22 protein-coding genes and 1 tRNA gene are annotated in these 22,964 nt (G+C 64.3%); 10 read left to right on the forward strand and 13 right to left on the reverse strand.

Going from position 1 to position 22,964, the window contains the following annotated elements; all coding sequences use genetic code 11:
• Positions 1-28: 28 nt before the first annotated feature.
• Positions 29-751, forward strand: coding sequence for a haloacid dehalogenase type II (locus tag V6657_RS12035; RefSeq protein WP_053166398.1), 723 nt, complete (start codon positions 29-31; stop codon positions 749-751).
• 273 nt (positions 752-1,024) lie between these two features.
• A complete protein-coding gene (locus tag V6657_RS12040) occupies positions 1,025-1,492 on the forward strand; it encodes a hypothetical protein (RefSeq protein ID WP_048934648.1) in 468 nt (155 codons plus the stop codon).
• A gap of 76 nt (positions 1,493-1,568) precedes the next feature.
• On the opposite strand, the gene V6657_RS12045 is transcribed toward V6657_RS12040, so the two are convergent.
• From V6657_RS12045 to speB, 5 genes are all read right to left on the reverse strand, one after another.
• Positions 1,569-1,658, reverse strand: a tRNA-Ser gene (locus V6657_RS12045).
• A gap of 79 nt (positions 1,659-1,737) precedes the next feature.
• The gene (gene serS / locus V6657_RS12050) at positions 1,738-3,054 is read right to left on the reverse strand and encodes a serine--tRNA ligase (protein WP_048934647.1); all 1,317 of its coding nucleotides are present in this window, start codon (positions 3,052-3,054) and stop codon (positions 1,738-1,740) included.
• Between the two features lie 76 nt (positions 3,055-3,130).
• On the reverse strand, positions 3,131-4,438 hold the full coding sequence (locus V6657_RS12055) for a replication-associated recombination protein A (protein WP_048934646.1): 1,308 nt from the start codon (positions 4,436-4,438) through the stop codon (positions 3,131-3,133).
• 91 nt (positions 4,439-4,529) lie between these two features.
• Positions 4,530-5,834: an MFS transporter gene (locus V6657_RS12060; protein ID WP_048934645.1), complete on the reverse strand. Its 1,305-nt coding sequence runs from the start codon at positions 5,832-5,834 to the stop codon at positions 4,530-4,532.
• 43 nt (positions 5,835-5,877) lie between these two features.
• On the reverse strand, positions 5,878-6,837 hold the full coding sequence (speB, locus tag V6657_RS12065) for an agmatinase (RefSeq protein WP_048934644.1): 960 nt from the start codon (positions 6,835-6,837) through the stop codon (positions 5,878-5,880).
• A gap of 133 nt (positions 6,838-6,970) precedes the next feature.
• Here speB and V6657_RS12070 point away from each other — a divergent pair, with 133 nt between their 5' ends.
• Entirely contained in the window at positions 6,971-7,867 is an 897-nt protein-coding gene (locus V6657_RS12070; RefSeq protein WP_048934643.1) for a LysR family transcriptional regulator, read from the forward strand.
• Positions 7,868-7,883: 16 nt separating this feature from the next.
• Here V6657_RS12070 and V6657_RS12075 read toward each other — a convergent pair whose 3' ends face one another.
• The 3 genes from V6657_RS12075 to V6657_RS12085 form a co-directional block, all read right to left on the reverse strand.
• Positions 7,884-8,300: a hypothetical protein gene (locus tag V6657_RS12075; RefSeq protein ID WP_048934642.1), complete on the reverse strand. Its 417-nt coding sequence runs from the start codon at positions 8,298-8,300 to the stop codon at positions 7,884-7,886.
• A 35-nt stretch (positions 8,301-8,335) separates the two neighbouring features.
• A complete protein-coding gene (gene lolA / locus V6657_RS12080; RefSeq protein WP_048934641.1) occupies positions 8,336-8,983 on the reverse strand; it encodes an outer membrane lipoprotein chaperone LolA in 648 nt (215 codons plus the stop codon).
• Positions 8,984-9,083: 100 nt separating this feature from the next.
• Positions 9,084-11,429 (reverse strand): DNA translocase FtsK, encoded by a 2,346-nt coding sequence (locus V6657_RS12085; protein WP_048934640.1) that lies wholly within the window; start codon positions 11,427-11,429, stop codon positions 9,084-9,086.
• 211 nt (positions 11,430-11,640) lie between these two features.
• Here V6657_RS12085 and trxB point away from each other — a divergent pair, with 211 nt between their 5' ends.
• The 3 genes from trxB (at position 11,641) to V6657_RS12100 (ending at position 14,053) form a co-directional block, all read left to right on the forward strand.
• On the forward strand, positions 11,641-12,597 hold the full coding sequence (gene trxB, locus V6657_RS12090; protein WP_048934639.1) for a thioredoxin-disulfide reductase: 957 nt from the start codon (positions 11,641-11,643) through the stop codon (positions 12,595-12,597).
• A gap of 122 nt (positions 12,598-12,719) precedes the next feature.
• Complete coding sequence (locus tag V6657_RS12095; protein WP_048934638.1) at positions 12,720-13,385, forward strand: Smr/MutS family protein; 666 nt, start codon at positions 12,720-12,722, stop codon at positions 13,383-13,385.
• Between the two features lie 44 nt (positions 13,386-13,429).
• Positions 13,430-14,053, forward strand: a complete 624-nt coding sequence (locus V6657_RS12100; RefSeq protein ID WP_031329582.1) for a trimeric intracellular cation channel family protein — start codon at positions 13,430-13,432, stop codon at positions 14,051-14,053.
• 41 nt (positions 14,054-14,094) lie between these two features.
• Here V6657_RS12100 and V6657_RS12105 read toward each other — a convergent pair whose 3' ends face one another.
• The 3 genes from V6657_RS12105 to V6657_RS12115 are packed head-to-tail and all read right to left on the reverse strand — an operon-like array spanning position 14,095 to position 16,723.
• Entirely contained in the window at positions 14,095-14,433 is a 339-nt protein-coding gene (locus V6657_RS12105) for a P-II family nitrogen regulator (RefSeq protein ID WP_004631293.1), read from the reverse strand.
• Between the two features lie 14 nt (positions 14,434-14,447).
• Positions 14,448-15,074 (reverse strand): class I SAM-dependent methyltransferase, encoded by a 627-nt coding sequence (locus V6657_RS12110; protein WP_048934637.1) that lies wholly within the window; start codon positions 15,072-15,074, stop codon positions 14,448-14,450.
• Between the two features lie 11 nt (positions 15,075-15,085).
• Positions 15,086-16,723: an NAD+ synthase gene (locus V6657_RS12115; protein ID WP_048934636.1), complete on the reverse strand. Its 1,638-nt coding sequence runs from the start codon at positions 16,721-16,723 to the stop codon at positions 15,086-15,088.
• A 55-nt stretch (positions 16,724-16,778) separates the two neighbouring features.
• Here V6657_RS12115 and V6657_RS12120 point away from each other — a divergent pair, with 55 nt between their 5' ends.
• On the forward strand, positions 16,779-17,993 hold the full coding sequence (locus V6657_RS12120) for a GNAT family N-acetyltransferase (RefSeq protein WP_048934635.1): 1,215 nt from the start codon (positions 16,779-16,781) through the stop codon (positions 17,991-17,993).
• 68 nt (positions 17,994-18,061) lie between these two features.
• Here V6657_RS12120 and V6657_RS12125 read toward each other — a convergent pair whose 3' ends face one another.
• Positions 18,062-18,262, reverse strand: a complete 201-nt coding sequence (locus V6657_RS12125; protein ID WP_048934634.1) for a hypothetical protein — start codon at positions 18,260-18,262, stop codon at positions 18,062-18,064.
• A gap of 303 nt (positions 18,263-18,565) precedes the next feature.
• On the reverse strand, positions 18,566-19,093 hold the full coding sequence (gene ppa, locus V6657_RS12130; RefSeq protein ID WP_048934633.1) for an inorganic diphosphatase: 528 nt from the start codon (positions 19,091-19,093) through the stop codon (positions 18,566-18,568).
• A gap of 166 nt (positions 19,094-19,259) precedes the next feature.
• Here ppa and V6657_RS12135 point away from each other — a divergent pair, with 166 nt between their 5' ends.
• The 3 genes from V6657_RS12135 to V6657_RS12145 all read left to right on the forward strand — a co-directional run bounded on the left by V6657_RS12135 (position 19,260) and on the right by V6657_RS12145 (position 22,954).
• Positions 19,260-20,696, forward strand: coding sequence for an aldehyde dehydrogenase family protein (locus tag V6657_RS12135; RefSeq protein ID WP_048934632.1), 1,437 nt, complete (start codon positions 19,260-19,262; stop codon positions 20,694-20,696).
• 41 nt (positions 20,697-20,737) lie between these two features.
• On the forward strand, positions 20,738-21,496 hold the full coding sequence (locus tag V6657_RS12140) for an SDR family oxidoreductase (RefSeq protein ID WP_048934631.1): 759 nt from the start codon (positions 20,738-20,740) through the stop codon (positions 21,494-21,496).
• 135 nt (positions 21,497-21,631) lie between these two features.
• Complete coding sequence (locus V6657_RS12145) at positions 21,632-22,954, forward strand: MFS transporter (protein ID WP_048934630.1); 1,323 nt, start codon at positions 21,632-21,634, stop codon at positions 22,952-22,954.
• Positions 22,955-22,964 lie beyond the last annotated feature (10 nt).

The following is a 22,964-nucleotide window of genomic DNA, read 5'->3' on the forward strand; positions in this document are numbered from 1 at the left end:
TGCCGCGCGTGTTTCCAGGGAGCCACGCATGACCTTCGACCCATCTTCGTTGAAAGCGCTGTGCTTTGATGTGCAGGGCACGCTGGTCGACTTCACCACGCCGCTCATCGAAGCCGGTGAAGCATTGGCGGCGCAGCGTGGATTCGTCGCCGATTGGCCGGAAGTCATCACGCGCTGGCGTGCCGGCTACCGCGCCGGCATGGACGCCTTCCTTGCCGGACAGCGCACCTGGATCTCCACCGACACGATCTATCGCGAAGCACTGGATACGTTGCTGACCGACTACTCGTGGGCTCAGCAGGTCAGCGCGGAAGACCGCGATGCGCTCAACGCAACCTGGAGCCGCTTGCGCCCCTGGCCGGATACCCAACGCGGCCTCAGCCGGTTGCGCTCGCGTTATCTGACGGCAGCGCTATCGAACGGCAGCATGGCTTCGGTGATCCGCATTGCGCGGCATGGCACCCTGCCCTTCGACGCCATCCTCACGGGCGAACTTGTGCAGTCGTTCAAACCCGACCCGAAGGTCTATGCCCTCGCCGTCCGGTCGCTAGGTGTGGCACCCAACGAAATCATGATGGTCGCATCGCACAAGTACGATCTGGTGGCGGCCCGGGCACAGGGTTTCCGGACGGCATTCATCGCGCGGCCGCTGGAGTTCGGGCCGGGTGTTGCCGTCGATGTCACGCCGGATCCGACGTTCGACTGTAACGTGGCTGACATGGAAGAACTCGCAAACCGGCTTGGTGCCTAGCGCAATCGGTTGCGTTGACGCCGAACCTGCCGTGGCAGCGGCTTCGGCGTGAGATAAACACCTATCAAACCAGAACACCCGCCGCACGCCTCTCCCCCAAAAGGACCATGCCTCCTTTTCGCAACAGGCGTGTTTGCAATCATCCTCAACCGTCGCGAAATTTTTTGGTAGTCTGTTTTGCAAGCAGACGATCGCTTCCGATCAACGCGCGCGGGCAGCGACCGATGTCTTCAAACAAGTGGATGAACACTTGCAAGACAGGAGGGCCTCACCATGTTGCGATGGATTGCACACTGGGCGATGAACCATGCTCCGTCTCCGGAGAAGCAGGCAGAGCGTGCGCTGAACGAGTTGCGCATGGAGTTGTATCAAGCGGAACAGCGCGTGATGGATGCGCAGATGCATGCGGACTACTACCGCGCGCGCATCACCTTCCTGGAAGACGTCGTCAAGAAAGGCATTGAGCGCGTCTCCGATCAACGCAAGGGCAAGCAGGAAAGCGCGCACGCACTGCGTGCCGGACTCAAGTTCACTGCTGAACTGTGGCGTGAGTCGCAAGGGCAATCGCGGGACTCGCATGTGCTGCGGCGGCGCACGGCAATGTCGTTCCTCGATCCGCAGGACGGGCCCGACACGCACCGAGACCCGAAGATTCATCACCTCTCGGAGCTTGCCGCGGGCTCGCATTTCGACAGCAACCCGTTACCGCAGGCCAAGCACGTTGCTTCTGAGAAGCTGTAGCGTTCCTGCTCCCTTCGGATACACATGACAAACAAAAAGCCCCTTGGCCGTGAGACCAAGGGGCTTTTGCTACTGCTGGCGGAGAGGGTGGGATTCGAACCCACGGTACCGTCGCCGGTACGCCTGATTTCGAGTCAGGTACATTCGACCACTCTGCCACCTCTCCGGTAACTGGGTCGCTGAATCGCGAAACCGCGACTATAACAGACTTTTTCCGCCGAGATCAAGAGGGTCGGAAAACTCCATCAAACTGCCGGTTTCAGCACTTCCTGACCGCCCAGGTACGGGCGCAGCGCGGTCGGCACCGTCACCGAGCCATCCGCGTTCTGGTAGTTCTCCAGCACGGCCACCAGCGTGCGGCCCGCGGCGAGGCCCGAGCCGTTAAGCGTGTGCACCAGCTCCGGCTTGCCCTGCGCATTGCGGAAGCGGGCCTGCATGCGGCGCGCCTGGAAGTCGCCCATGTTCGAGCACGAGCTGATTTCGCGGTACGTGTTCTGCGCCGGAATCCACACCTCGATGTCGTAGGTCTTGGTGCTGCCGAAACCCATGTCGCCAGTGCACAGCACAACGGTGCGGAACGGCAGCTCCAGCTTGCGCAGGATGTTTTCCGCGCAGTTGGTCATGGCGTCCAGCGCGGCGAACGACGTTTCGGGCTGCACGATCTGCACCATCTCGACCTTGTCGAACTGGTGCTGGCGGATCATGCCGCGCGTGTCCTTGCCGTACGAGCCCGCCTCGGAACGGAAGCACGGCGAATGCGCCGCGAACATCATCGGCAGCGCGTCGGCGGCGATGATCTCGTCGCGCACGAGGTTCGTGAGCGGCACCTCGGCGGTCGGGATCAGGTAGAAGTTTTCGACGCGCTCGCCGTCTTCGCCCTCGGCACCGTGACCCATCTTGCGCGGCACGCGGAACAGGTCTTCCTCGAACTTCGGCAACTGGCCCGTGCCACGCATCGACGCGGCGTTGACGATGTACGGCACGTACGCTTCGGTATAGCCGTGTTCCAGCGTGTGCGTGTCGAGCATGAACTGCGCGAGCGCGCGATGCAGGCGCGCCACCTGGCCCTTGAGGACAGTGAAGCGCGCGCCCGACAGCTTGGCGCCGGCATCGAAATCCAGGCCCAGCGCGGCACCGAGGTCCACGTGATCCTTGACCGGGAAGTCGAAGGTGCGCGGCGTGCCTTCACGGCGCACTTCCACGTTCTGCGTTTCGTCGCGGCCGGCCGGCACGCTTTCATGCGGCAGGTTCGGGATCGACAGCATCAGGTCCTGCACCTTGGCCTGCACCACGTCGAGCTGCGCGGCGGATGCCTTCAACTCGTCACCGATACCCGACACCTCGGCCATCACAGCCGATGCATCTTCACCCTTGCCCTTGAGCATGCCGATCTGCTTGGACAGGCTATTGCGACGTGCCTGCAGCTCTTCGGTGCGGGTCTGGATGGCCTTGCGCTCGGCTTCGAGCGCAGCAAAGCCGGCCACGTCGAGCACGTAGCCGCGGTCTTTGAGGCGCGCAGCGACGGCGTCGATGTCTTTGCGCAGCAGTTGGATATCAAGCATGGTGGGAAGAAAACCGAGGATTGCGAACGATCGGAATGATCGAAAAGGCCGATTTTATCGCACCGGCCCGTCGTGGTTATTTGCCGCGAGATGGCTTGCCCTGCTCGGCGTGCCACTGCGCATCGAGCTCGCGCAGGTGGCGCAGCTTGTCGCCGATCTTGCCTTCCAGACCGCGCGGCGTCGGCACGTACCAGTTCTGCGCGGGCAAGTCGTCGGGGAAGTAGGTTTCGCCTGCTGCGTAGGCTTCGGGCTCGTCGTGGGCGTAGCGGTAGGCGTGGCCGTAGCCGAGTTCTTTCATCAGCTTGGTCGGCGCGTTGCGCAAGTGCACGGGCACGGTGCGCGACTTGTCCTGGCTGACGAACGCGCGCGCAGCGTTGTAAGCGTTGTAGCCGGCGTTGGACTTGGGGGCGATAGCCAGGTAGATCACCGCCTGGGCCAGCGCCAATTCCCCTTCCGGTGAGCCGAGGCGCTCGTACGTTTCGGCAGCATCCAAGGTGATACGCCCTGCTCGCGGATCGGCCAAGCCGATGTCTTCCCAGGCCATGCGCACGATGCGGCGGGCAAGGTAGCGCGGGTCGGCACCACCATCGAGCATGCGACAGAACCAGTACAGCGCCCCGTCCGGATCGGAGCCGCGCACGGACTTATGCAGCGCGCTGATCTGGTCGTAGAAGGCATCGCCACCCTTATCGAAGCGGCGCAGGTTTTCCGACAGCGCAGACGCCAGCAGCGCCTCGTCGATCACTGGGGCGCTATCGCCTTCGGCCTGTGCACGCGCCGCGCGCGTCACGATCTCGATGTTGTTGAGCAGCTTGCGGCCGTCGCCATCGGCAGAGGCGACGATGGCATCGAGCGCGGCAGGCGTCCATTCCAGGCCGCCCAGCTCTTGGCGTGCGCGTTCGGCCAACTGCTTCAGCTCGTCGTCCGACAGGCTCTTGAGCACATAGACGGCGGCACGCGAAAGCAACGCACCGTTCACCTCGAACGACGGGTTCTCGGTGGTTGCGCCGATGAAGGTGAACAGGCCGCTTTCCACATGCGGCAGGAAGGCATCCTGCTGGCTCTTGTTGAAGCGGTGGACTTCATCGACAAACACCAGCGTACGGCGGCCGTTGGCGCGGAACTGCTCAGCGCGTTCCACCGCCTCGCGGATGTCCTTCACGCCCGACAGCACAGCCGACAGCGCGATGAACTCGGCGTCAAACGCATTCGCCATCAGCCGCGCCAGCGTGGTCTTGCCTACGCCTGGCGGGCCCCAGAGGATCATTGAGTGTGGCTCACCGGAGGCAAACGCCACGCGCAGGGGCTTGCCCGGTCCCAGCAGGTGCTGCTGGCCGATCACTTCATCGGCGGAATGCGGGCGGAGGCGCTCGGCCAGCGGCATGTGGGCGGGCGCGTCCGGGAAGAGAGAAGCAGAAGCGTTCATGCGGGGATTGTCGCAGAAACCGCTCTGGCGCCGGACCCACCCCGTTGAATCAGGCAGCACGGACGCCCAGGGGCGGCTCAGTGACCGCCTGCTGACGCCGACCGATCCAGACAACGCACACCAGTGACAGCGCCGCAAACCCTGCATAAAAAACCGCCATCGGCCACCACTGCGGGAAGAACTGGTCCGCCAGCACCGTCGCCAGCAGCGGCGTCAGGCCGCCGGCAAATGCGCCGCACACCTGATACGACAGCGAGATCGCCGTGTAGCGGATGCGCGCCGCAAACATTCCGGTGACAAAGCCCGCGATGATCGCGTAGTAGCCCGATTCAGCCAGCGTGGCGATGGCAACGCCCGCAAACACGGTACCCGGCTGCCCCATGCGCACCAGCGGCAGCATGATGAACGGCACAGCAATGGCAAAGGCCGCCAGGATCGTCAGCATGCGGCGCGTACCGAAGCGGTCTGCCAAGTACGCCGCACCCAGCTGCACGAAGAACTGCAGCACCGCCACCCAGAACATGCAGTCGAGAACCATCGCGCGATCCAGCTGCAGGTATTGCGTGGCGTACGAGATCATGAAGATGTTGCTGAAGTACACGCCTGCGATGCCATAGACGTTGGCACCAATGGCCAGCACGATCAGCGGCCACACTTTGAGCGCTTCGGCCAACGGCTGCTTGGCGACATCACCCGTCGCCTGCATCGCCTCAAACTCCGGCGATTCGTTGACCGACATGCGGATCACAAAGCCCACCGCCAGCAGCACAGCACTGGCCAGGAACGGCAAGCGCCAGCCCCACGCCATGAAGGCATCGGGTTCCAGGCGGCTAACGGCGGAGAACGCCAGCATCGACAGAATCAGCCCACCCGCGCTACCCAGTTGCGCGAACGACGCGAAGAACGTGCGGCGACCCTTGGGCGCGTGCTCGCCTGCCAGCAACACCGCCCCGCCCCACTCCCCGCCAACGGCAATGCCCTGCAGCACGCGCAGCACCACCAACGCCACCGGCGCGATCCAGCCGGCCTGCGCATACGTCGGCAGGCAGCCGATCAGCACCGTCGCAATCGCCATCAAGGTGAGTGTGCCCATGAGCGCGCGCTTGCGGCCAAGGCGATCACCGATGCGGCCAAACAGCATGCCGCCAATTGGCCTTGCGAGAAAACCGATGGCAAACGAACCGAACGAAGCCAGCAGGCCCAGCAAGCGATTCTCGCCAGGAAAGAACAGCGGCCCGAAGACGAGCGCCGCGGCGGTGGCGTAACTGTAGAAGTCGTACCACTCGATGGTGGTGCCGATGAAGGATGCCATCGCGGCACGGCGCGGCTGGGCAATGGGTTGGGGGGTGGTCATCGTGTCTCCTCGTTGTTGTTGTGGGCGCGATCTGGGCGATGCGTCAGGCGCGATATTCGACGCCCGGCAGCACACACAGCAACTCGAACGCGAGGTTGGCGCCCAGCAGTGCGGTCGTGCCAAACGGGTCATACGGCGGAGAGACTTCAACGAGATCCGCGCCCACGATATCGAGCCCGCGCGCACCACGCACGATCTCCAGCGCCTGCGGCACGGTCAGCCCACCGATCTCGGGCGTGCCGGTACCTGGCGCATAGGCGGGGTCGATGCCGTCGATGTCGAAGCTGATGTAGACGGGGCCGCCCTGCACGCGCTCGCGCACTTCTTCCATGAGCGGCACAAGGGAGTGGTGCCAGCACTCTTCGGCCGTCACCACGCGGAATCCCTGCTGCCGGCACCAGTCAAAATCTTCCGCCTCATAGCCCGTGCCGCGCAGGCCGATCTGCACGACGCGGTTGCAGTCCAGCAGCCCTTCTTCCACGGCGCGGCGAAACGGCGTGCCGTGCGCGATCTTCTCGCCGAACATGGTGTCGTTGACGTCGGCATGCGCGTCGATGTGGATCAGGCCGATGCGGCCGTACTTGGCATGCATGGCGCGCAGGATGGGCAAGGTGACAGTGTGGTCGCCACCCAGGCCGATGGGCCGGCAGCCGCCCGCGATGATGTCGCGGTAAGCCGCCTCGATTCGATCGATGGAGTCGTGCAGGTTGTACGGGTTGGTCGCCACGTCACCCATGTCGGCAACGCGCAGTGAATCGAATGGCGCGGCGCGCGTCGCCATGTTGTACGGACGCAGCAGTACGGATTCCGCGCGGATTTGGCGCGGACCCATGCGCGCGCCATTGCGGTTGGAGGTGCCCAGGTCGAACGGCACCCCCACGAAGCAGGCATCCAGCCCGGTGGTCGATTCGGCAGCGGGCAGCCGCATCATGGTGGCAATACCGCCAAAGCGCGGCATGGCGTTGCCGGATGTCGGCTGGAGGAATTCGGCGCGGTCGTTCATGGCAGTCGATTCGTCACATCGCGTTACAGCGATGCGAACAGTGGAGATAGCATGCATTCTTGCTGATGGTTTTCCCACGTAGAATGCGAAATCCACAAACCAAACATCGATTTTTATCGATGTATAGACCGCCGTGCTTGGACAACCTTCCGATCTGGATTTGCGGCTGATCCGCGTCTTCCTTGCCGTGGTGGATGCCGGCGGCGTAACGCCTGCCCAGGCAACGCTCAATGTCGGCCAATCGACCATCAGCACGCAGCTCTCAACGCTGGAAACCCGCCTGGGCTACCGGCTGTGCGAGCGTGGGCGTAGTGGCTTCCGGCTGACCGCACGTGGCGAGCAGTTCGTGGATTCAGCCCGCAAGCTGCTGACAGCGCTGGACGCGTTCAGCGCCGAGGCGCGCAAGGTGGGGCGCACGCTGGTCGGCACGCTCAACCTGGGGTTGATCGGCCATGCGCCCGTCAATGCCAATGCGCGCATCAGCCAGGCCATCGAGCGCTTTCGCCAGCGGGATGAGTCGGTGCATTTCACGGTGTCGGTGCGGCCGCCGGGCGAGCTGGAGGGGTTGTTGCTCGACGGCAAGATCCACATGGCCATCGGCTATTTCTGGCATCGGGTGCCGGCGCTGGAGTACACCACGGTCTTTCACGAGACCCAGCTTGCGTATGCGGGGCGCGGGCACCCTCTGTTTGGCAAGACCGGAGCCGCGTCATCGGAAGAGGCTCTGACCCACGCCTGGGCGTGGCGCAGCTACCCACTGCCGGAGGCGGCGGGCTCACCGGCCGAGCGACTGGTGACAGCGGTGGCGGACAACATGGAAGCGGTGGCGATGCTGGTGCTCTCGGGCAGGCATCTCGGCTATCTGCCCGAGCACTTTGCGGCGCCCTATGTGGCGCAGGGCCTGCTGGCCCCGCTTGCACCGGAGGCGATGCGCTACGACGTGCCGTTCGACATGGTGGTACGCCGAGACGCTCGACGCAACGATCTGCTGGCCGCCTTCATTGCCGACATGAAGGCCGCACACGCGTGAGCGGTTGGCTACGCGCTTAGTTCGACGCGCGCTGCACCAACCCCATGAACTCCTTGGCCGGCAGTGGGCCATGGCACGACTGCACGCCTACCGTCCCGCGCAGGAGCAGCCACACGCTCTCGCTGCCCGGCGGCTCGATCACAAACGGCTTGCGCGATGCGGCCTCGGGAATACGCGGGTCTTCGGGGTTGGGCAATGCGACAACCTGCGCGGCATGCCCCTTGACCAACGCGGCGCACTCCGCATCCGGCAACTTCGTGGCACGCAGGAAATCCTTGTTCACCAGCACTTCGGACAGCACGGTATCCGGCGCGGTCAAGAACGAATCGACATCGAAACGAGACGCGCCCGTCGAGGCGCATCCCGCAAACACCGCCGCCGCGGCTGCAACGATGGCCGCACGCTGCAGCGATGTGGTGAACGGCAAAGGCATGGTCGGTCTCCCTATCGAAAACCGGCCCCTACACGTTACTGCTTGATAACGTCAGCCCCCTTGGGCGGCACGAAGCGGAACGCGTTGGCCGGCAGTTGTGGATTCTTCTGAATGTTCGAGAACGTCAGCAGCGTGGTGTTCCCGAAAGCGTCACGCAGCTCCATCCCCTGCAGCTCACCACTGCGGAAACCGATGGCGATGCGCTCGAACTGGGTGTCCTTGGCTTTGGGCGTGAGCTCAACCCAGTCGATGCCGTCCTTCGTCCCGCCTTCCTTGAGCGTGAAGTTCTTGGCAAGGTCGTTGCTGCCGAACAGGATGGCGGCCGGACTGGAGCCGAGCGACGCATCAAGCTTGCGTTCGGTCACCTGGCTCAGGTCCTTGTCGTAGATGTAGAGCGTCTGACCATCGGCGGACAGTTGCTGTTCATACGGCTTCACATAGCGCCAGACAAATCGGCCCGGGCGCGAGAAGGAGAAATCACCGCTGGAGGTGCCCGCCAGGCGGAGCGGGTTGCCATTGGTGCCGCCCTTGACCTGGCGCTGCACGAATTCGCCGCGCGCGGTGGTGACGTTGCTCACGAAGGCGTTGAGCTGCTCGACCGCGCCCGCATAGGCACCGGCCGACCACGCCGTCAGCGATACCAGCCCAGCGGCCATCAGGTGACGTGCTTTCAACACAAACATAGGAATCCCGGATTTCAGTTGATCTTGTTGTTAGTGGCCGGCCGCGCCGGAACATTCCACCGACGCGGTAACGCGATGTAACCGCAACATGCGGACAACGTCATTCTTCTTCGACGACGTTGCCGTTGCGGTTGGGCGCCAGAATTTCGCGGTTGCCGTTGCCGGACATGGCGGACACGAGCCCCGCCTTTTCCATGTCTTCGAGCAGGCGCGCGGCGCGGTTGTAGCCGATGCGCAGGTGACGCTGCACCAGCGAGATGGACGCGCGGCGGTTCTTGAGCACCACGTCGACGGCCTGGTCGTACAGCGGATCGGCCTCGCCGCCGCCAGCGCCAACGAGGCCTGCACCACCGCCAAAGCCGTCGCCGCCACCCTCGCCATCGACCACACCGCCTTCGAGGATGCCCTCGATGTAGTTCGGCTCGCCCTGCGATTTGAGGTTATCCACCACGCGGTGCACTTCGTCGTCCGAAACAAACGCACCATGCACACGCACCGGCAAACCCGTGCCAGGCGCCAGGTAGAGCATGTCACCCATGCCCAGCAGCGCTTCGGCGCCCTGTTGGTCGAGAATCGTGCGCGAGTCGATCTTGCTGCTGACCTGGAACGCAATCCGCGTCGGCACGTTGGCCTTGATCAGGCCCGTAATCACATCCACCGACGGACGCTGCGTCGCCAGCACCAGGTGAATGCCCGCTGCACGCGCCTTCTGCGCAATCCGCGCGATCAGCTCTTCGACCTTCTTGCCGACCACCATCATCAGGTCGGCCAGCTCGTCGATCACGATGACGATCATGGGCAGCTTGTCGAGCGGCTCCGGCGCATCGGGCGTGAGGCTGAATGGGTTGGGAATCTTTTCTTCGCGCGCGGCGGCTTCTTCGATCTTCTTGTTGAAGCCTGCCAGGTTGCGCACGCCCATCTTGCTCATGAGCTTGTAGCGGCGTTCCATTTCGCCCACGGCCCAGTTCAGCGCGTGGCCGGCCTGGCGCATGTCGGTCACCACCGGGCACAAGAGATGCGGAATGCCTTCGTAGATGCTCAGTTCCAGCATCTTCGGGTCGATCAGGATCAGGCGCACCGCATCGGCCTTGGCCTTGTAGAGCAGCGACAGGATCATCGCGTTGATCCCGACCGACTTACCCGAACCCGTGGTACCGGCCACCATGCAGTGCGGCATCTTGGCCAGATCGGCCACCACCGGCTTGCCGGCGATGTCCTTGCCGAGCGCCATCGTGAGCTGCGAAGCGCTCTCGTTGTAGACCTGCGAGCCGAGAATCTCCGACAGGCGCACCGCCTGACGCTTCGGATTCGGCAGCTCCAGGCCCATGAAATTCTTGCCCGGAATCGTCTCCACCACGCGGATGGACACCAGCGACAGCGAACGCGCTAAGTCCTTGGCGAGGTTGACGATCTGGCTGCCCTTCACGCCCGTGGCGGGCTCAATCTCGTAGCGCGTGATGACCGGGCCCGGGTAGGCCGCCACCACCTGCACTTCCACGCCAAAGTCCTTGAGCTTTTTCTCGATCAGGCGCGAGGTGAATTCCAGCGTCTCGGCGCTCACGGTTTCCACCACCGGCGGGATCGGATCGAGCAGCGCCAGCGGCGGGAGGTCGGAATCCTCAATATCGACAAACAGCGGCTGCTGCTTCTCGCGCTCCACGCGCTCGCTCTTGACCACGGCGGTCGGGCGCACGATCTGCACCGGCGGCGCTTCTTCAATGCGCACGCGGCGGGTTTCGACCACCTCTTCGCGCTCGACCTTGGCGGCCTCGCCAATGGCACGGTCCTGCTTGCTCTCGCGGCGCGCCTTGAAGCCGACGAACAGCATCTCGACACCCGCGCCGATCTGCTCGGCCAGGTTCAGCCACGAAAAATGGAAGAACAGCGACAGCCCCACCGTAAACATCAGCAACAGCACCAGCGTGCCGCCGGTAAAGCCCAACGAGTGCTGCATCGCCCCACCGATCAGGTCGCCCAGCACACCGCCCGGCGCGCGCGGCAGCTTCATATGCATGCTGTACATGCGGATGGCTTCCAGCCCCATGCTGGAGGCCAGGATGAGCGCAAAACCGATCCAGGTAACGCTGGCGTCCACGCGCGGCATGGCGGCGCGTGGCAGGCGCTCGTCCGACATCAGCTCGCGCCAGCCACGCCAGACGCGGCGCACCAGCAGCAACGCCCACCAGTAGGCGGAGGCGCCAAAAACGAACAACAACAGGTCTGCCAGCCACGCCCCCACGCGCCCGCCCAGGTTACGGATCTCGTCGACCTGGCTGGCGTGGGTGAAACCGGGGTCGGCCCGGTTGTATGACAGAAGGATGATCAGGAAGGCGATGGTCACCGCCAGCAACAGGAACCAGCGGACCTCGCCCAGCAGGCGCCCAATGCGGGACGGCAGCGCGGCGGGGTCGGTACGGGTTGTCGGGGTGGTGGAAGCTCGGGCCATGCGGGAGACGGGTGCGCCGCTTGGGCGAGCCCGCGCGGCTTAAGGACAGCACAAATACGATGCCAAGGATTGTAACGCGCCCCTATCACTGCCATTGGAATTTACAACCGGGCGGACGAGGGGGTGCCACTTTATAATGTCGCCCGTCACCCTCACCTACCCTGCACGGCGGTCGCTTCACCCCTCGCGCCGCGCAACTACGGAACGCATCATGGCAAAACACGCAAAAGTGCTGATCCTCGGCTCCGGCCCCGCTGGCTACACGGCCGCCATCTACGCCGCCCGGGCCAACCTGAACCCGGTGCTGGTTACCGGCCTGGCCCAGGGCGGTCAGCTCATGACCACCACCGACGTGGAAAACTGGCCCGCCGACAAGGAGCACCTGCAAGGCCCCGAGCTGATGCAGCGTTTCCTGGAGCACGCCGAGCGCTTCAACACGGAAATCGTGTTTGACCACATCCACACCGCGCACCTGAATGAAAAGCCGATCCGCCTGATTGGCGACTCGGGCGAGTACACCGCTGACGCGCTCATCATCTCCACCGGCGCCTCGGCCCAATACCTGGGCCTGCCGTCGGAAGAGAAGTTTGCCGGCCGCGGCGTGTCTGCTTGCGCCACCTGCGACGGTTTCTTCTACAAGGGCCAGGAAGTGGCCGTGGTGGGCGGCGGCAATACCGCCGTGGAAGAAGCGCTGTATCTGGCCAACATTGCCAGCAAGGTCACGCTCATCCACCGCCGCGACAAGTTCCGCGCCGAGCCGATCCTGATCGACCGCCTGCATGAGCAGGAGAAGAAGGGCAAGATCGAGATCAAGACCAACATGGTCCTCGACGAAATCCTGGGCGATGACTCGGGCGTGACTGGCGCCCGCCTGAAGGGCACGAACGCCAACGAGGGCAAGACCGAAGAGCTCAAGGTGGCCGGCGTGTTCATCGCCATCGGCCACAAGCCGAACACCGACCTCTTCCACGGCCAGCTTGAGATGAACAGCAGCGGCTACATCCGCACGCAGAGCGGCCTGGCCGGCAACGCCACGGCCACCAACATCCCAGGCGTGTTTGCTGCCGGTGACGTGCAGGATCACATCTACCGCCAGGCCATCACCAGCGCTGGCACGGGCTGCATGGCGGCACTGGACGCTCAGCGCTACCTGGAAGGCCAGGAATAAGTCTCCTGCCCCCGGGTTTCCCGGGTTCAAACAACGCGGCCGATGGGACACCATCGGCCGTTTTGTCATGCGCGGCGCCTTCGTATAATCGACGCACGCTCCACCCTGATTCGCCTGTCGCCATGAAACGCGCCTCCACCCCCGCCAACAAGCTCAGCCTGACCGACCTGGGCAAGCTGCGTGAACAGCTCAAGCACGAAACCGAGGCACGCGAGGCCGAACGCCAACGCGCGGAAGCCGCTGCTCGCAAGGCCGTGGAAGAGGCCAACGTGTTCCGCGCCAACGTCGGCGAGGTGAATGCGCTGCGCCAGAACAAGCGCGTCGAGCATCCACGCAATCCGCCTGCACCCGATCCCGTGCATTCGCGTGCGGAAGACAAGCGCGTGCTGGATGCCTCGCTGTCGGACGAATTCGACGTCGACAACCTGCTGGAGACCGACGACACGCTCTCCTACCGCCGCCCAGGCATCGGCGAAGACGTGCTCAAGAAACTGCGCCGCGGTGAATGGGCCACGCAAGACCAGATCGACCTGCATGGCCTGCGCCGCGAAGAAGCGCGCGAAGCGCTGGCCGCCTTCCTGCGTCGCGCCGTGCAGCGCGGCATCCGCTGCGTGCGCGTGATCCACGGCAAGGGCCTGGGCTCACCCGACAAGACACCGGTGCTCAAAGGCAAGGTGCGTTCGTGGCTGGTGCAGAAGGAAGAAGTGATTGCCTTTGTCGAGCCGCGCAACACGGCTGGCGGCGCTGGTGCTGTCTTGGTGCTCTTGCGCCAGCCGCACGGTTCCTGACGCGTTCATCTTCCCATCGCCCCCATAACAAGAACAACACGCCCATGCACGTAACCCGCCTGCAGTTGGTCATGCACTGGATGGAGATCCTCGCGGTCTTCTCGTTTGCCATCTCGGGGCTGGCCGAGGCGAAACGGCGCCGGCTCGATGCCGTGGGCGCATTCATCGTGGCCTTCCTGACGGCCTTTGGCGGCGGCACGCTGCGCGATCTGCTGCTCGATCGCCGGCCCTTCTACTGGGTCGAACACGAGCACTACCTGCTCGCGCTGTTCATCATGAGCCTGTTCGCCAACTGGGTGATCCGGCTGGTGAGCCAACTGGTGTCCGACCGCGTGCTGATCGTGGCAGACGCCATCGGCATGGGCCTGTTTGGCGTGCTGGGCACGCAACTGGCGCTGGATGCGGGCGTACCGATCTTTGTGTCGGTGATGATGGGCGTGATCACGGCGGCCTTTGGGGGCCTGCTGCGCGATGTGGTCTGCAATGAGGTGCCCATGCTGCTGCGGGACAACCACCCGTACGCGACCTGCGCGTTTCTCGGATGTTTCCTTTACGTCGGGCTGACGTTCACGGACTTGCTGCCGAGCGTGTCCGTCGTGATCGCCACACTGGCAATCGTGATCGGGCGGCTGGTAACGCTGCGCTGGAACATCACGCTGCCGCGCTGATCGGTAGCGGCCGGCGCGAGCACGCCGGCCAGACTGGCCGCTTAGACCGCAGCTTCGTCCTTCTCGCCGGTACGGATGCGGATCACCTGCTCCACCGGCATCACGAAGATCTTGCCGTCGCCGATCTTGCCCGTCTTGGCTGCCTTGACGATGGTGTCGATCACGTTCTCGACCTGGCTCTCGGCCACCACCACCTCGATCTTGATCTTCGGCAGGAAGTCGACCACGTATTCAGCGCCGCGATACAGCTCGGTATGGCCCTTCTGGCGGCCGAAACCCTTGACCTCGGTGACGGTCAGGCCAGTCACCCCCACGTCGGCGAGCGACTCGCGCACTTCGTCCAGTTTGAAGGGCTTGATGATGGCGGTGATCTGTTTCATGGGTGTCTCGCTAACTAGTTGGTGAGGTATTCAAGCGTCCAATAATACTGGAGCCGGTTGATGCGCACATCCTGGGCGATGCCGGCCACCGTTTGCAGCAGCGTCGGATCGTCGGGAAAGTTCTTCAGGACATCGTGCTCGCTGCCGTCACTTAAGGGGCGGCGCTGCCACGTGTTGCCATGCTCGTCGTTGTAGGCAACGGGCGTGCTGGAACCAAACACATACTGGTTATCAAACCACAGCACCCGCACGCCGGGCCCGAGCACGCGGTGCAGCCCTTCGACATGCTGACGCAGGTGCTGCAACGGCACGTGCGACCACCAGCAGCCTGCCGTCATCACATCGAACGTGCCCGGTGCAAACGGCAGCGCATTGTTGTCGGCCTGCACGAACGCTGCGCCACCAATGCCCTTGCCGCGCGCGATGCGCAACACGGTGTCGTTGTAATCCGCGCCGACGATGCTGCGCGCATCCGCCATCGCCTCGGTCCAGAAACCGGTGCCGCAGGCCAGATCCAGCACGCGCGCGCCGCGCGTCACGTCACGCACGCGAGCCTTCAACCACGCCAAATCACCCTGCCGCTCGGGCTTCGCATAAATCCGCTCGTATTCGGGGGCGCGTTTGGCGTAGTAGTCGAGCATGGCGTCGGCGCTTATTCCTTGAACCGCGACGTAATCGGATACCGCCAGTCACGCCCGAACGCGCGCTGTGTCACGCGCACGCCCACCGGCGCTTGGCGGCGTTTGTACTCGTTGATCTTGATGAGGCGCACGATCTTCTGCACATCGGCTTCGGCAAACCCGGCGGCGATGATGTCGCTCACACGCTGGTTCTGCTCCATGTAGCGCTGCACGATGGCATCGAGCGCGTCGTACTCAGGCAGGCTGTCCTGGTCGGTCTGGTTCTCGCGCAGTTCGGCAGACGGCGCACGCGTGAGGATGCGCTCCGGAATCACCTCCGACAACGTATTGCGGTAGCGACACAGCCGGTAGACCAGCGTCTTGAAGATGTCCTTGATGACGGCAAAACCGCCGGCCATGTCGCCGTACAGCGTGCAGTAGCCGACGGCCATCTCGCTCTTGTTGCCGGTGGTCAGCACGATGCGGCCGGACTTGTTGGACAGCGCCATCAACAGCGTGCCGCGGATGCGCGCCTGGATGTTCTCTTCCGTCGCATCTTCCGGCAGACCGCGGAATTCCTCCGCCAGCGCACCCCTGAACGCGTCGAACATCGGCGCGATGGGGATCTCGTCGTACTGCACGCCCAGGCGGGCGGCCATGTCGCGCGCATCCACCCACGAGATATCGGCCGTATAGCGCGAGGGCATCATCACTGCGCGCACGCGATCCGCGCCCAGCGCATCGACGGCAATCGCCAGCACCAGTGCCGAATCCACGCCGCCCGACAGGCCGATGATCGCGCCCGGGAAACCGTTCTTGCCGAGGTAATCGCGCACGCCAAGCTTGAGCGCCTCGTACACCTGGGCCTCCAGCGGTGCCTCCGGCACGATCGTGCCGGGCAATGCCTGGCCGCCGTCGAACTGCGCGGTGCCGACGCCCTCGACAAACTGGCCCATCTGCACGACGGCCTTGCCCTGGGCATCAAGCACGAACGAGCCGCCATCAAACACGAGTTCATCCTGCCCGCCGACCAGGTTCACGTACACATGCGGCAAGCCCGATTCCTTCACCCGTGCACCGATGATCTGCTCGCGCAGGTCTTCCTTGTCGAGGTGATACGGCGAGGCATTGGGAATCAGCACCACCTGCGCGCCGGCGGCCTTGGCGTAGGCCGTGGCCGTGGGGTACCAGGCGTCTTCGCAGATGATGACGCCGAAGCGCGTGCCATCGACCTCGAACACGAAAGGCTCGGTGCCAGGCTGGAAGTAGCGTTTCTCGTCGAAGACTTCGTTATTGGGTAGCTCGAGCTTGTTGTACCGGCCAACCACGCGGCCATCCACAGCCACGGTGGCGCTGTTGGTGGGTTTGGGCAGTACGCCGGGCGCCGGGGCTTCCAGCGAGATCTGCGGATGCCCGATCACCACATGCAGGCCGGAGAACGCCCCCAACTCGGCGATGAGCGCATCGAGCGCACGCGCGCTGGCATCGATGAACGCGGGGCGCAGCAACAGGTCTTCGGGCGGATAGCCGGTGAGCGACAGCTCCGGCGTGAGGAGAATGCGCGCACCAGCCTGGTGCGCCTCACGCGCAGCGGCGACGATGCGGGCAGCATTGCCGGCGAAATCGCCGACGGTGCAGTTGATCTGAGCGAGAGCGACAGTGACGGTCATGGGGGCAATATGGGATGCAAGCGCAGCACCCCGGGCTGGAATTAGAATCGGCGGCATGACTTCCCGCCCCCTTGTTCCCGAGCCCGAAACCCGCGCCGGATCGCAGCATTATCGCATGCGGCTTGTGACCGATCTGCGCGACATCGACCGCGACGCATGGGACGCCCTGCTCGGCCAGCAGCCCGAGGCGACGCCCTTCCTGCGCTACGACTTCCTGCATGCGCTGCACGAGAGCGGCAGCGCATCGCCCGACACCGGCTGGTCGCCGCAATACCTGACGTTGTGGGAAGACGGCGCACACGGAGAAACGCTGGCTGCCGCCGCGCCGCTGTACGTGAAGGGCCACTCCTATGGCGAGTACGTCTTCGACTGGGCCTGGGCCAATGCGTACGCACAGCACGGGCTGGAGTACTACCCAAAGTGGCTGTCTGCCATCCCCTTTACGCCGGTGCAAGGCGCACGGCTGCTGGCGCACAGCGCCGACGCGCGCGCTGCGCTACTCGACACGTTGCTGGCGGTGGCGCGACAAAGCGAGTTGTCCTCGCTGCACGTGCTGTTCCCGACCACGGATGAGGCCGAACAGATGCGCGCCGCCGGCATGTTGCTGCGGCACGGGGTGCAGTTTCACTGGTGCAATGCGGGCTTCGGCAGCTTCGACGATTTTCTTGCCGCCTTGGAGCAGAAGAAGCGCAAGAACATCCGCGCCGAACGCCGCCGTGTGCACGACGCCGGCATCACCTTCCGCCACATCCCCGGCGCGGCAGCCACCGATGCCGACTGGCGCTTCTTCCACCGCTGCTACCGCACCACCTACCGCGAGCATCACTCCTCGCCCTACCTGAACCTCGAGTTCTTCCGCCAGATCGGCCAGTCAATGCCGGAGAACCTGCTGCTGGTGATCGCCTCGCGCGCGGGCAACGACATCGCCAGCGCGCTGCTGGTGGTCGATGCGCGACCGGAAGCGTCGGTCATGTACGGCCGCTACTGGGGCGCGATCGAGCATCACCCCTGCCTGCACTTTGAGACGGCGTACTACCAACCGCTGGCGTACTGCATCGAGCACGGCATCCGCACGTTCGAGGGTGGTGCTCAGGGTGAGCACAAGATGGCACGCGGCTTTGAACCGGTGGCGACGCTGTCAGCGCATTGGCTTGCGCATCCGGCCTTTGCCGATGCTGTAGGCCGGTTCCTCGACCGGGAGACGGCCGGCATGGAAGCGTATCTGGACGAACTGACGGACCGCTCGCCGTTCAGGCAGCGTCCGGAGTAGAACAACCAGGGGAAGGACCGCGAAGGCGGGAGAAACGGCGTCCGCAACAACAGCGGACGCGAAACAGCTTAGCGTGCGGCCAGCTTCTGTGCGGGCACCGGGCACTGCGACGGGCAGGCAGCACCCGTAGTCGGCAAGGCGCCAGTCGGTGCAACACCACGTTCGCCAGCATGTGCGGCATCGGCCGGGCCGGCGAGCAACGCCCACACGGTAAAGGCGGTCATGGCCATGAGAGAAAGCACGGGAACAGCAACGGTCTTGTTCAACATCGCAGTACCAGGGGTTGGAGTCAAACTTGTCCGGGAGTCTAGAGGCGCCGTTTCCGACGGGCAAATGAGCGTTACTTAAATCTCTGTATAGCGGGATTGCGGCAGCTCGTTCATGCACGGAGCGCGACATCCCTCTAGAAAATGCATGATGCGATATTCAGTCGCCGCAAATGGCGATGCGATGCGGGTTGGCAGGTGACCCAACATTGCAGTCATTTCACCGCTGCAAACAAAAAATCCCGGCCATCCTTGCGGATGCCGGGACTTTGTCTGAACAGACGTACAGCAAATTACTAAGGTTTCTTACTTCTTATAGTTGGCCACGCCGTCGACGATTTCCTTATGGGCTTCTTCAATGCCGCCCCAGCCTTCGACCTTGACCCACTTGCCGGCTTCCAGCGCCTTGTAGTGCTCGAAGAAGTGCTTGATCTGGTCCAGCAGGTTCTGGCCGATGTCCGACAGGTCGGTCATGTGGGCCGTGGCGGGGCTCAGCTTGTTGACCGGCACGGCCACCAGCTTGGCATCCACGCCGGATTCGTCCGTCATCTTCAGCATGCCCAGGGCGCGGCAACGCACCACGCAGCCGTGGATCAGCGGGAACGGCGTGACAACCAGCACGTCCACCGGGTCACCGTCGCCCGACAGCGTCTGCGGGATGAAGCCGTAGTTGGCCGGGTAGCGCATGCCGGTGCCCACGAAGCGGTCCACATGCAGCATGCCCGTTTCCTTGTCGGCTTCGTACTTGACCGGATCGCTCTGCGCCGGAATCTCGATGATGACGTTGAAGTCGTTGGGGATGTCCTTGCCCGGCGAGACGTTGTTGAAGCTCATGGAAATGCTCCGGAATGCGCGAAGTGCGTAAAAACGCGACGCAAATGGTTGAAAAAAGGTCAAAAACCGTCGGCGGGCATTATAGCCCCTGGCGCCTCGACTCCCCCCTACCCCCGGCCCGCCCGTGCGAAAATCACGCGTTGCCGATCTTCTGCAGGAACCCCCCATGCATGCCCAGCACTTCATCGCCAACCGCTTGATGTCGCCCGATTCGGGGATGCGCATCAAGGTGTTCGACCCGTCCGACGGCCAGCCGTTTGCCGAGATCGCGCGCGGCAACGCCACCGACATCAGCGTGGCCGTGCATGCCGCGCGGCGTGCCTTTGAGGGCGTCTGGGGCCAGTTGAGCCCCGCCGAGCGCGGCCGGCTGCTCATGCGCGTGGCGCTGCGACTGGCCGATCACGAAGAAGAACTCACCCGCCTGGAGGCCCGCGACACCGGCAAGCCCATGCGCCAGGCCCGCGCCGATGCCCGCGCCATCGCCCGCTACTTCGAGTTCTATGCCGGCGCGGCGGACAAGCTGCACGGCCAGACCATCCCCTATCCGGCGGATACCACCGTGCTGACCGTGCGCGAGCCGCATGGGGTGACGGCGCACATCATCCCGTGGAACTACCCGATGCAGATCTTCGGGCGCAGCGTGGGCGCCGCATTGGCGGCGGGCAACGCCTGCGTGGTCAAACCGGCCGAAGATGCCTGCCTGTCGATCCTGCGCGTGGCCGAACTGGCTGCCGAGGCAGGGTTGCCCGACGGCGCGCTCAACGTGGTGACCGGCTACGGCCATGAGGCGGGCGCGGCACTGGCGGCACATCCAGGCATCAACCACGTGTCATTCACCGGGTCGCCGGAAACGGGCAAGGTGATCGTTCGCGCGGCGGCCGAAAACCATGTGCCCGTCACGCTGGAACTGGGTGGCAAGTCGCCCCAGATCCTGTTTGCCGATGCCGATCTGGAGGCAGCGATCCCGGCCGTGGTCAACGGCATCATCCAGAACGCGGGGCAAACGTGCTCGGCTGGCAGCCGTGTGCTGATCGAGCGCGGCATCTACGAGGCGGTGCTGGATCGGCTCGCCAGCGTGTTCGAATCGATCAAGGTCGGCCCTGCGTCGCTCGACCTGGATTGCGGCCCGCTGATCAACCCGAAGCAGCAGCAGCGCGTGTGGGATTTCGTCTCGGATGCGCAGCACGCCAACATTCCGGTGATGGCGCAGGGGCAGGTCGTGCCGGAGGCGCCGGAGACCGGCTACTACCAGGCGCCGATGCTGTTGCGCGACGTCCCGCACACACACCGCCTTGCGCAGGAAGAGGTGTTCGGCCCGCTGCTGGCCGCCCTGCCCTTCGACAGCGAGGCCGAAGCGCTGACGCTGGCCAACGGCACGCCGTACGGGCTGGTTGCCGGCGTGTGGACGCGTGATGGCGGGCGACAGCTTCGCCTGGCGCGCAAGCTCAAGGCCGGCCAGGTCTTCGTCAACAACTACGGCGCAGGCGGCGGCGTGGAGTTGCCCTTTGGCGGCACGGGCCAATCTGGCCACGGGCGCGAGAAAGGCTTTGAAGCGCTGTATGGCTTCACCACCTTGAAGACCATCGCCATCCGCCACGGCTAGAGCAACACAAACAACACAACACAACACCACGAGGAGACACCATGCGGCTTGCCGGCAAGATCGCCATCGTCACGGGCGCGGGCTCAGGTTTTGGCGAGGGCATCGCCAACACGTTTGCCCGTGAAGGCGCACGCGTCATCGTCAACGACTTGAACACCGAGGCCGGCGAGCGCGTGGCCGATGCCATCCGCGTGGCTGGCGGCGATGCGCATTTCGTGCACGCCGACGTGTCGGACGGTGATTCGGTCGCCAAGCTGCTGGGCGCCACGCTCGCGCGTTATGGCGATCTGCACATCGTCATCAACAACGCCGGCACGACGCACAAGAACAAGCCGCTGCTGCAGATCACCGAAGACGAGTTCGACCGCGTGATGGCCGTCAATGTGAAGAGCATCTACTGGACGGCGCGCCACATGGTGCCGCATTTCCGCGAGCGCGGCGGCGGTGTGTTCGTCAACGTGGCCTCCACTGCCGGCATCCGGCCGCGCCCGGGGCTCGTTTGGTACAACGCCAGCAAGGGCGCCGTCATCACGGCCAGCAAGGCGATGGCGGCCGAGCTGGGCCCGGACAAGATCCGCGTGAATTGCGTGAACCCGGTGATGGGCGCCACGGGCCTGATCGAGCAGTTCATGGGCATGCCCGATACGCCCGAGAATCGCGCACGCTTTCTGGCGACGATTCCGATGGGGCGGCTCTCCACGCCGCAGGATGTGGCCAACGCGTGCCTGTATCTAGCCTCGGACGAGGCGGAGTTCATCACCGGCACGTGCTTGGAGGTGGACGGCGGGCGCTGCGTATAGTCGCCACTGCGAACCCTGCTGCAGGGCAGCTTGGCAGGGCCACGCGAGAAGGCGCAGAATGCGGTGGCGGTTTTTCGGGCCGATGTTGGTGACGAGGAGCAATCGGCCTGAACTTACAACAACTCAGGAGACCCGATGGCCCTCACCACTCCACCGCTGGGTAGCGCAAGCACCCTGCCCCAATCCGCAAGCGACTTCGAAGAAGCCACCTACCGCAAGGTGACGTGGCGGCTGGTCCCATTCCTGCTGCTGTGCTACGTGGTCGCGTATCTCGACCGCGTGAACGTTGGCTTTGCCAAGCTGCAGATGCTCAACGACCTCAAGTTCAGCGAGACCATCTACGGGCTGGGCGCGGGCATCTTCTTCATCGGCTACTTCCTCTTCGAGGTACCGAGCAATGTGATCCTGCATCGCGTGGGCGCGCGCATGTGGATCGCGCGGATCATGATCTCTTGGGGCCTCATCTCGGCGGCCATGATGTTCGTGACCACGCCGGCCATGTTCTACGTGATGCGCTTCCTGCTGGGGCTGGCCGAGGCCGGTTTTTTCCCGGGCATCATCCTGTACCTCACCTATTGGTATCCGGCGCAGCGGCGCGGGCGCACCACCACGTTCTTCATGACGGCGGTGGCGCTCTCGGGCGTGATCGGCGGGCCGCTGTCGGGCTGGGCGATGACCGCCTTCGCAGGCAAGTACGGCCTGGCCGGCTGGCAGTGGATGTTCCTGATCGAGGGCATTCCGTCGGTCATCGTCGGCGTCGTCGTGCTGCTCTACCTCGATGACCGCATCAGCCACGCCAAATGGCTGACTGATGATGAAAAGGCCCTGCTCACCCGCAACATCGCCGCAGAAGACGCCGAGAAAGAAGACCCGCCCATCGGCACGGTCCTGGCCAGCCCGCGCATGTGGCTGATGAGCGGGATCTACTTCACCTTCGTGATGGGCTTGTATGGCGTGAGCTTCTGGCTGCCAACGCTCATCAAGCAGACCGGCGTAGCGGATCCTTTCTCGGTGGGTCTGCTGACGGCGATTCCGTATGGCGCGGCCGTCATCGCCATGATCCTGGTCGCCCGCAGCGCAGACCGCACGCGCGAGCGCCGCTGGCACATTGCCATTCCGGCCGTGGCGGGCGCGATTGGGCTGGTGCTCTCGGCCGTCTGGCACACCAACACCACGCTGGCGATGGCTGCGCTCACGCTCGGCACGATGGGCATCCTGACCACACTGCCGCTGTTCTGGAGCTTACCGACCGCCTTCCTGGCCGGCACAGGCGCGGCGGCGGGCATTGCGCTCATCAACTCGCTGGGCAACCTGGCGGGCTTCATTAGCCCCTACGCCGTAGGCTGGCTGAAAGACGCCACCAAGAGCACCGATTCCGGCATGTACATGCTGGCAGCGTCGATGGTGCTGGGGGCGATCCTCACGCTGTCGGTGCCGGCATCGAAGGTGAACAAGTAGGCATCACCCG

Origin of the sequence: Ralstonia sp. RRA, from assembly GCF_037023145.1 — a bacterium.
GTDB lineage: Bacteria > Pseudomonadota > Gammaproteobacteria > Burkholderiales > Burkholderiaceae > Ralstonia.

Bases quoted from the DNA above. Each gene is read 5' to 3' on its own strand.
- V6657_RS12120 (WP_048934635.1), top strand. From the start codon at position 16,779: ATGACTTCCCGCCCCCTTGTTCCCGAGCCCGAAACCCGCGCCGGATCG.
- V6657_RS12145 (WP_048934630.1), top strand. From the start codon at position 21,632: ATGGCCCTCACCACTCCACCGCTGGGTAGCGCAAGCACCCTGCCCCAA.
- V6657_RS12140 (WP_048934631.1), top strand. From the start codon at position 20,738: ATGCGGCTTGCCGGCAAGATCGCCATCGTCACGGGCGCGGGCTCAGGT.
- V6657_RS12105 (WP_004631293.1), bottom strand. From the start codon at position 14,433: ATGAAACAGATCACCGCCATCATCAAGCCCTTCAAACTGGACGAAGTG.
- V6657_RS12040 (WP_048934648.1), top strand. From the start codon at position 1,025: ATGTTGCGATGGATTGCACACTGGGCGATGAACCATGCTCCGTCTCCG.
- ppa (WP_048934633.1), bottom strand. From the start codon at position 19,093: ATGAGCTTCAACAACGTCTCGCCGGGCAAGGACATCCCCAACGACTTC.
- V6657_RS12110 (WP_048934637.1), bottom strand. From the start codon at position 15,074: ATGCTCGACTACTACGCCAAACGCGCCCCCGAATACGAGCGGATTTAT.
- V6657_RS12075 (WP_048934642.1), bottom strand. From the start codon at position 8,300: ATGCCTTTGCCGTTCACCACATCGCTGCAGCGTGCGGCCATCGTTGCA.
- lolA (WP_048934641.1), bottom strand. From the start codon at position 8,983: ATGTTTGTGTTGAAAGCACGTCACCTGATGGCCGCTGGGCTGGTATCG.
- trxB (WP_048934639.1), top strand. From the start codon at position 11,641: ATGGCAAAACACGCAAAAGTGCTGATCCTCGGCTCCGGCCCCGCTGGC.
- V6657_RS12125 (WP_048934634.1), bottom strand. From the start codon at position 18,262: ATGTTGAACAAGACCGTTGCTGTTCCCGTGCTTTCTCTCATGGCCATG.
- V6657_RS12135 (WP_048934632.1), top strand. From the start codon at position 19,260: ATGCATGCCCAGCACTTCATCGCCAACCGCTTGATGTCGCCCGATTCG.
- V6657_RS12055 (WP_048934646.1), bottom strand. From the start codon at position 4,438: ATGCCGCTGGCCGAGCGCCTCCGCCCGCATTCCGCCGATGAAGTGATC.
- speB (WP_048934644.1), bottom strand. From the start codon at position 6,837: ATGAACGACCGCGCCGAATTCCTCCAGCCGACATCCGGCAACGCCATG.
- V6657_RS12035 (WP_053166398.1), top strand. From the start codon at position 29: ATGACCTTCGACCCATCTTCGTTGAAAGCGCTGTGCTTTGATGTGCAG.
- V6657_RS12095 (WP_048934638.1), top strand. From the start codon at position 12,720: ATGAAACGCGCCTCCACCCCCGCCAACAAGCTCAGCCTGACCGACCTG.
- serS (WP_048934647.1), bottom strand. From the start codon at position 3,054: ATGCTTGATATCCAACTGCTGCGCAAAGACATCGACGCCGTCGCTGCG.
- V6657_RS12085 (WP_048934640.1), bottom strand. From the start codon at position 11,429: ATGGCCCGAGCTTCCACCACCCCGACAACCCGTACCGACCCCGCCGCG.
- V6657_RS12100 (WP_031329582.1), top strand. From the start codon at position 13,430: ATGCACGTAACCCGCCTGCAGTTGGTCATGCACTGGATGGAGATCCTC.
- V6657_RS12060 (WP_048934645.1), bottom strand. From the start codon at position 5,834: ATGACCACCCCCCAACCCATTGCCCAGCCGCGCCGTGCCGCGATGGCA.
- V6657_RS12115 (WP_048934636.1), bottom strand. From the start codon at position 16,723: ATGACCGTCACTGTCGCTCTCGCTCAGATCAACTGCACCGTCGGCGAT.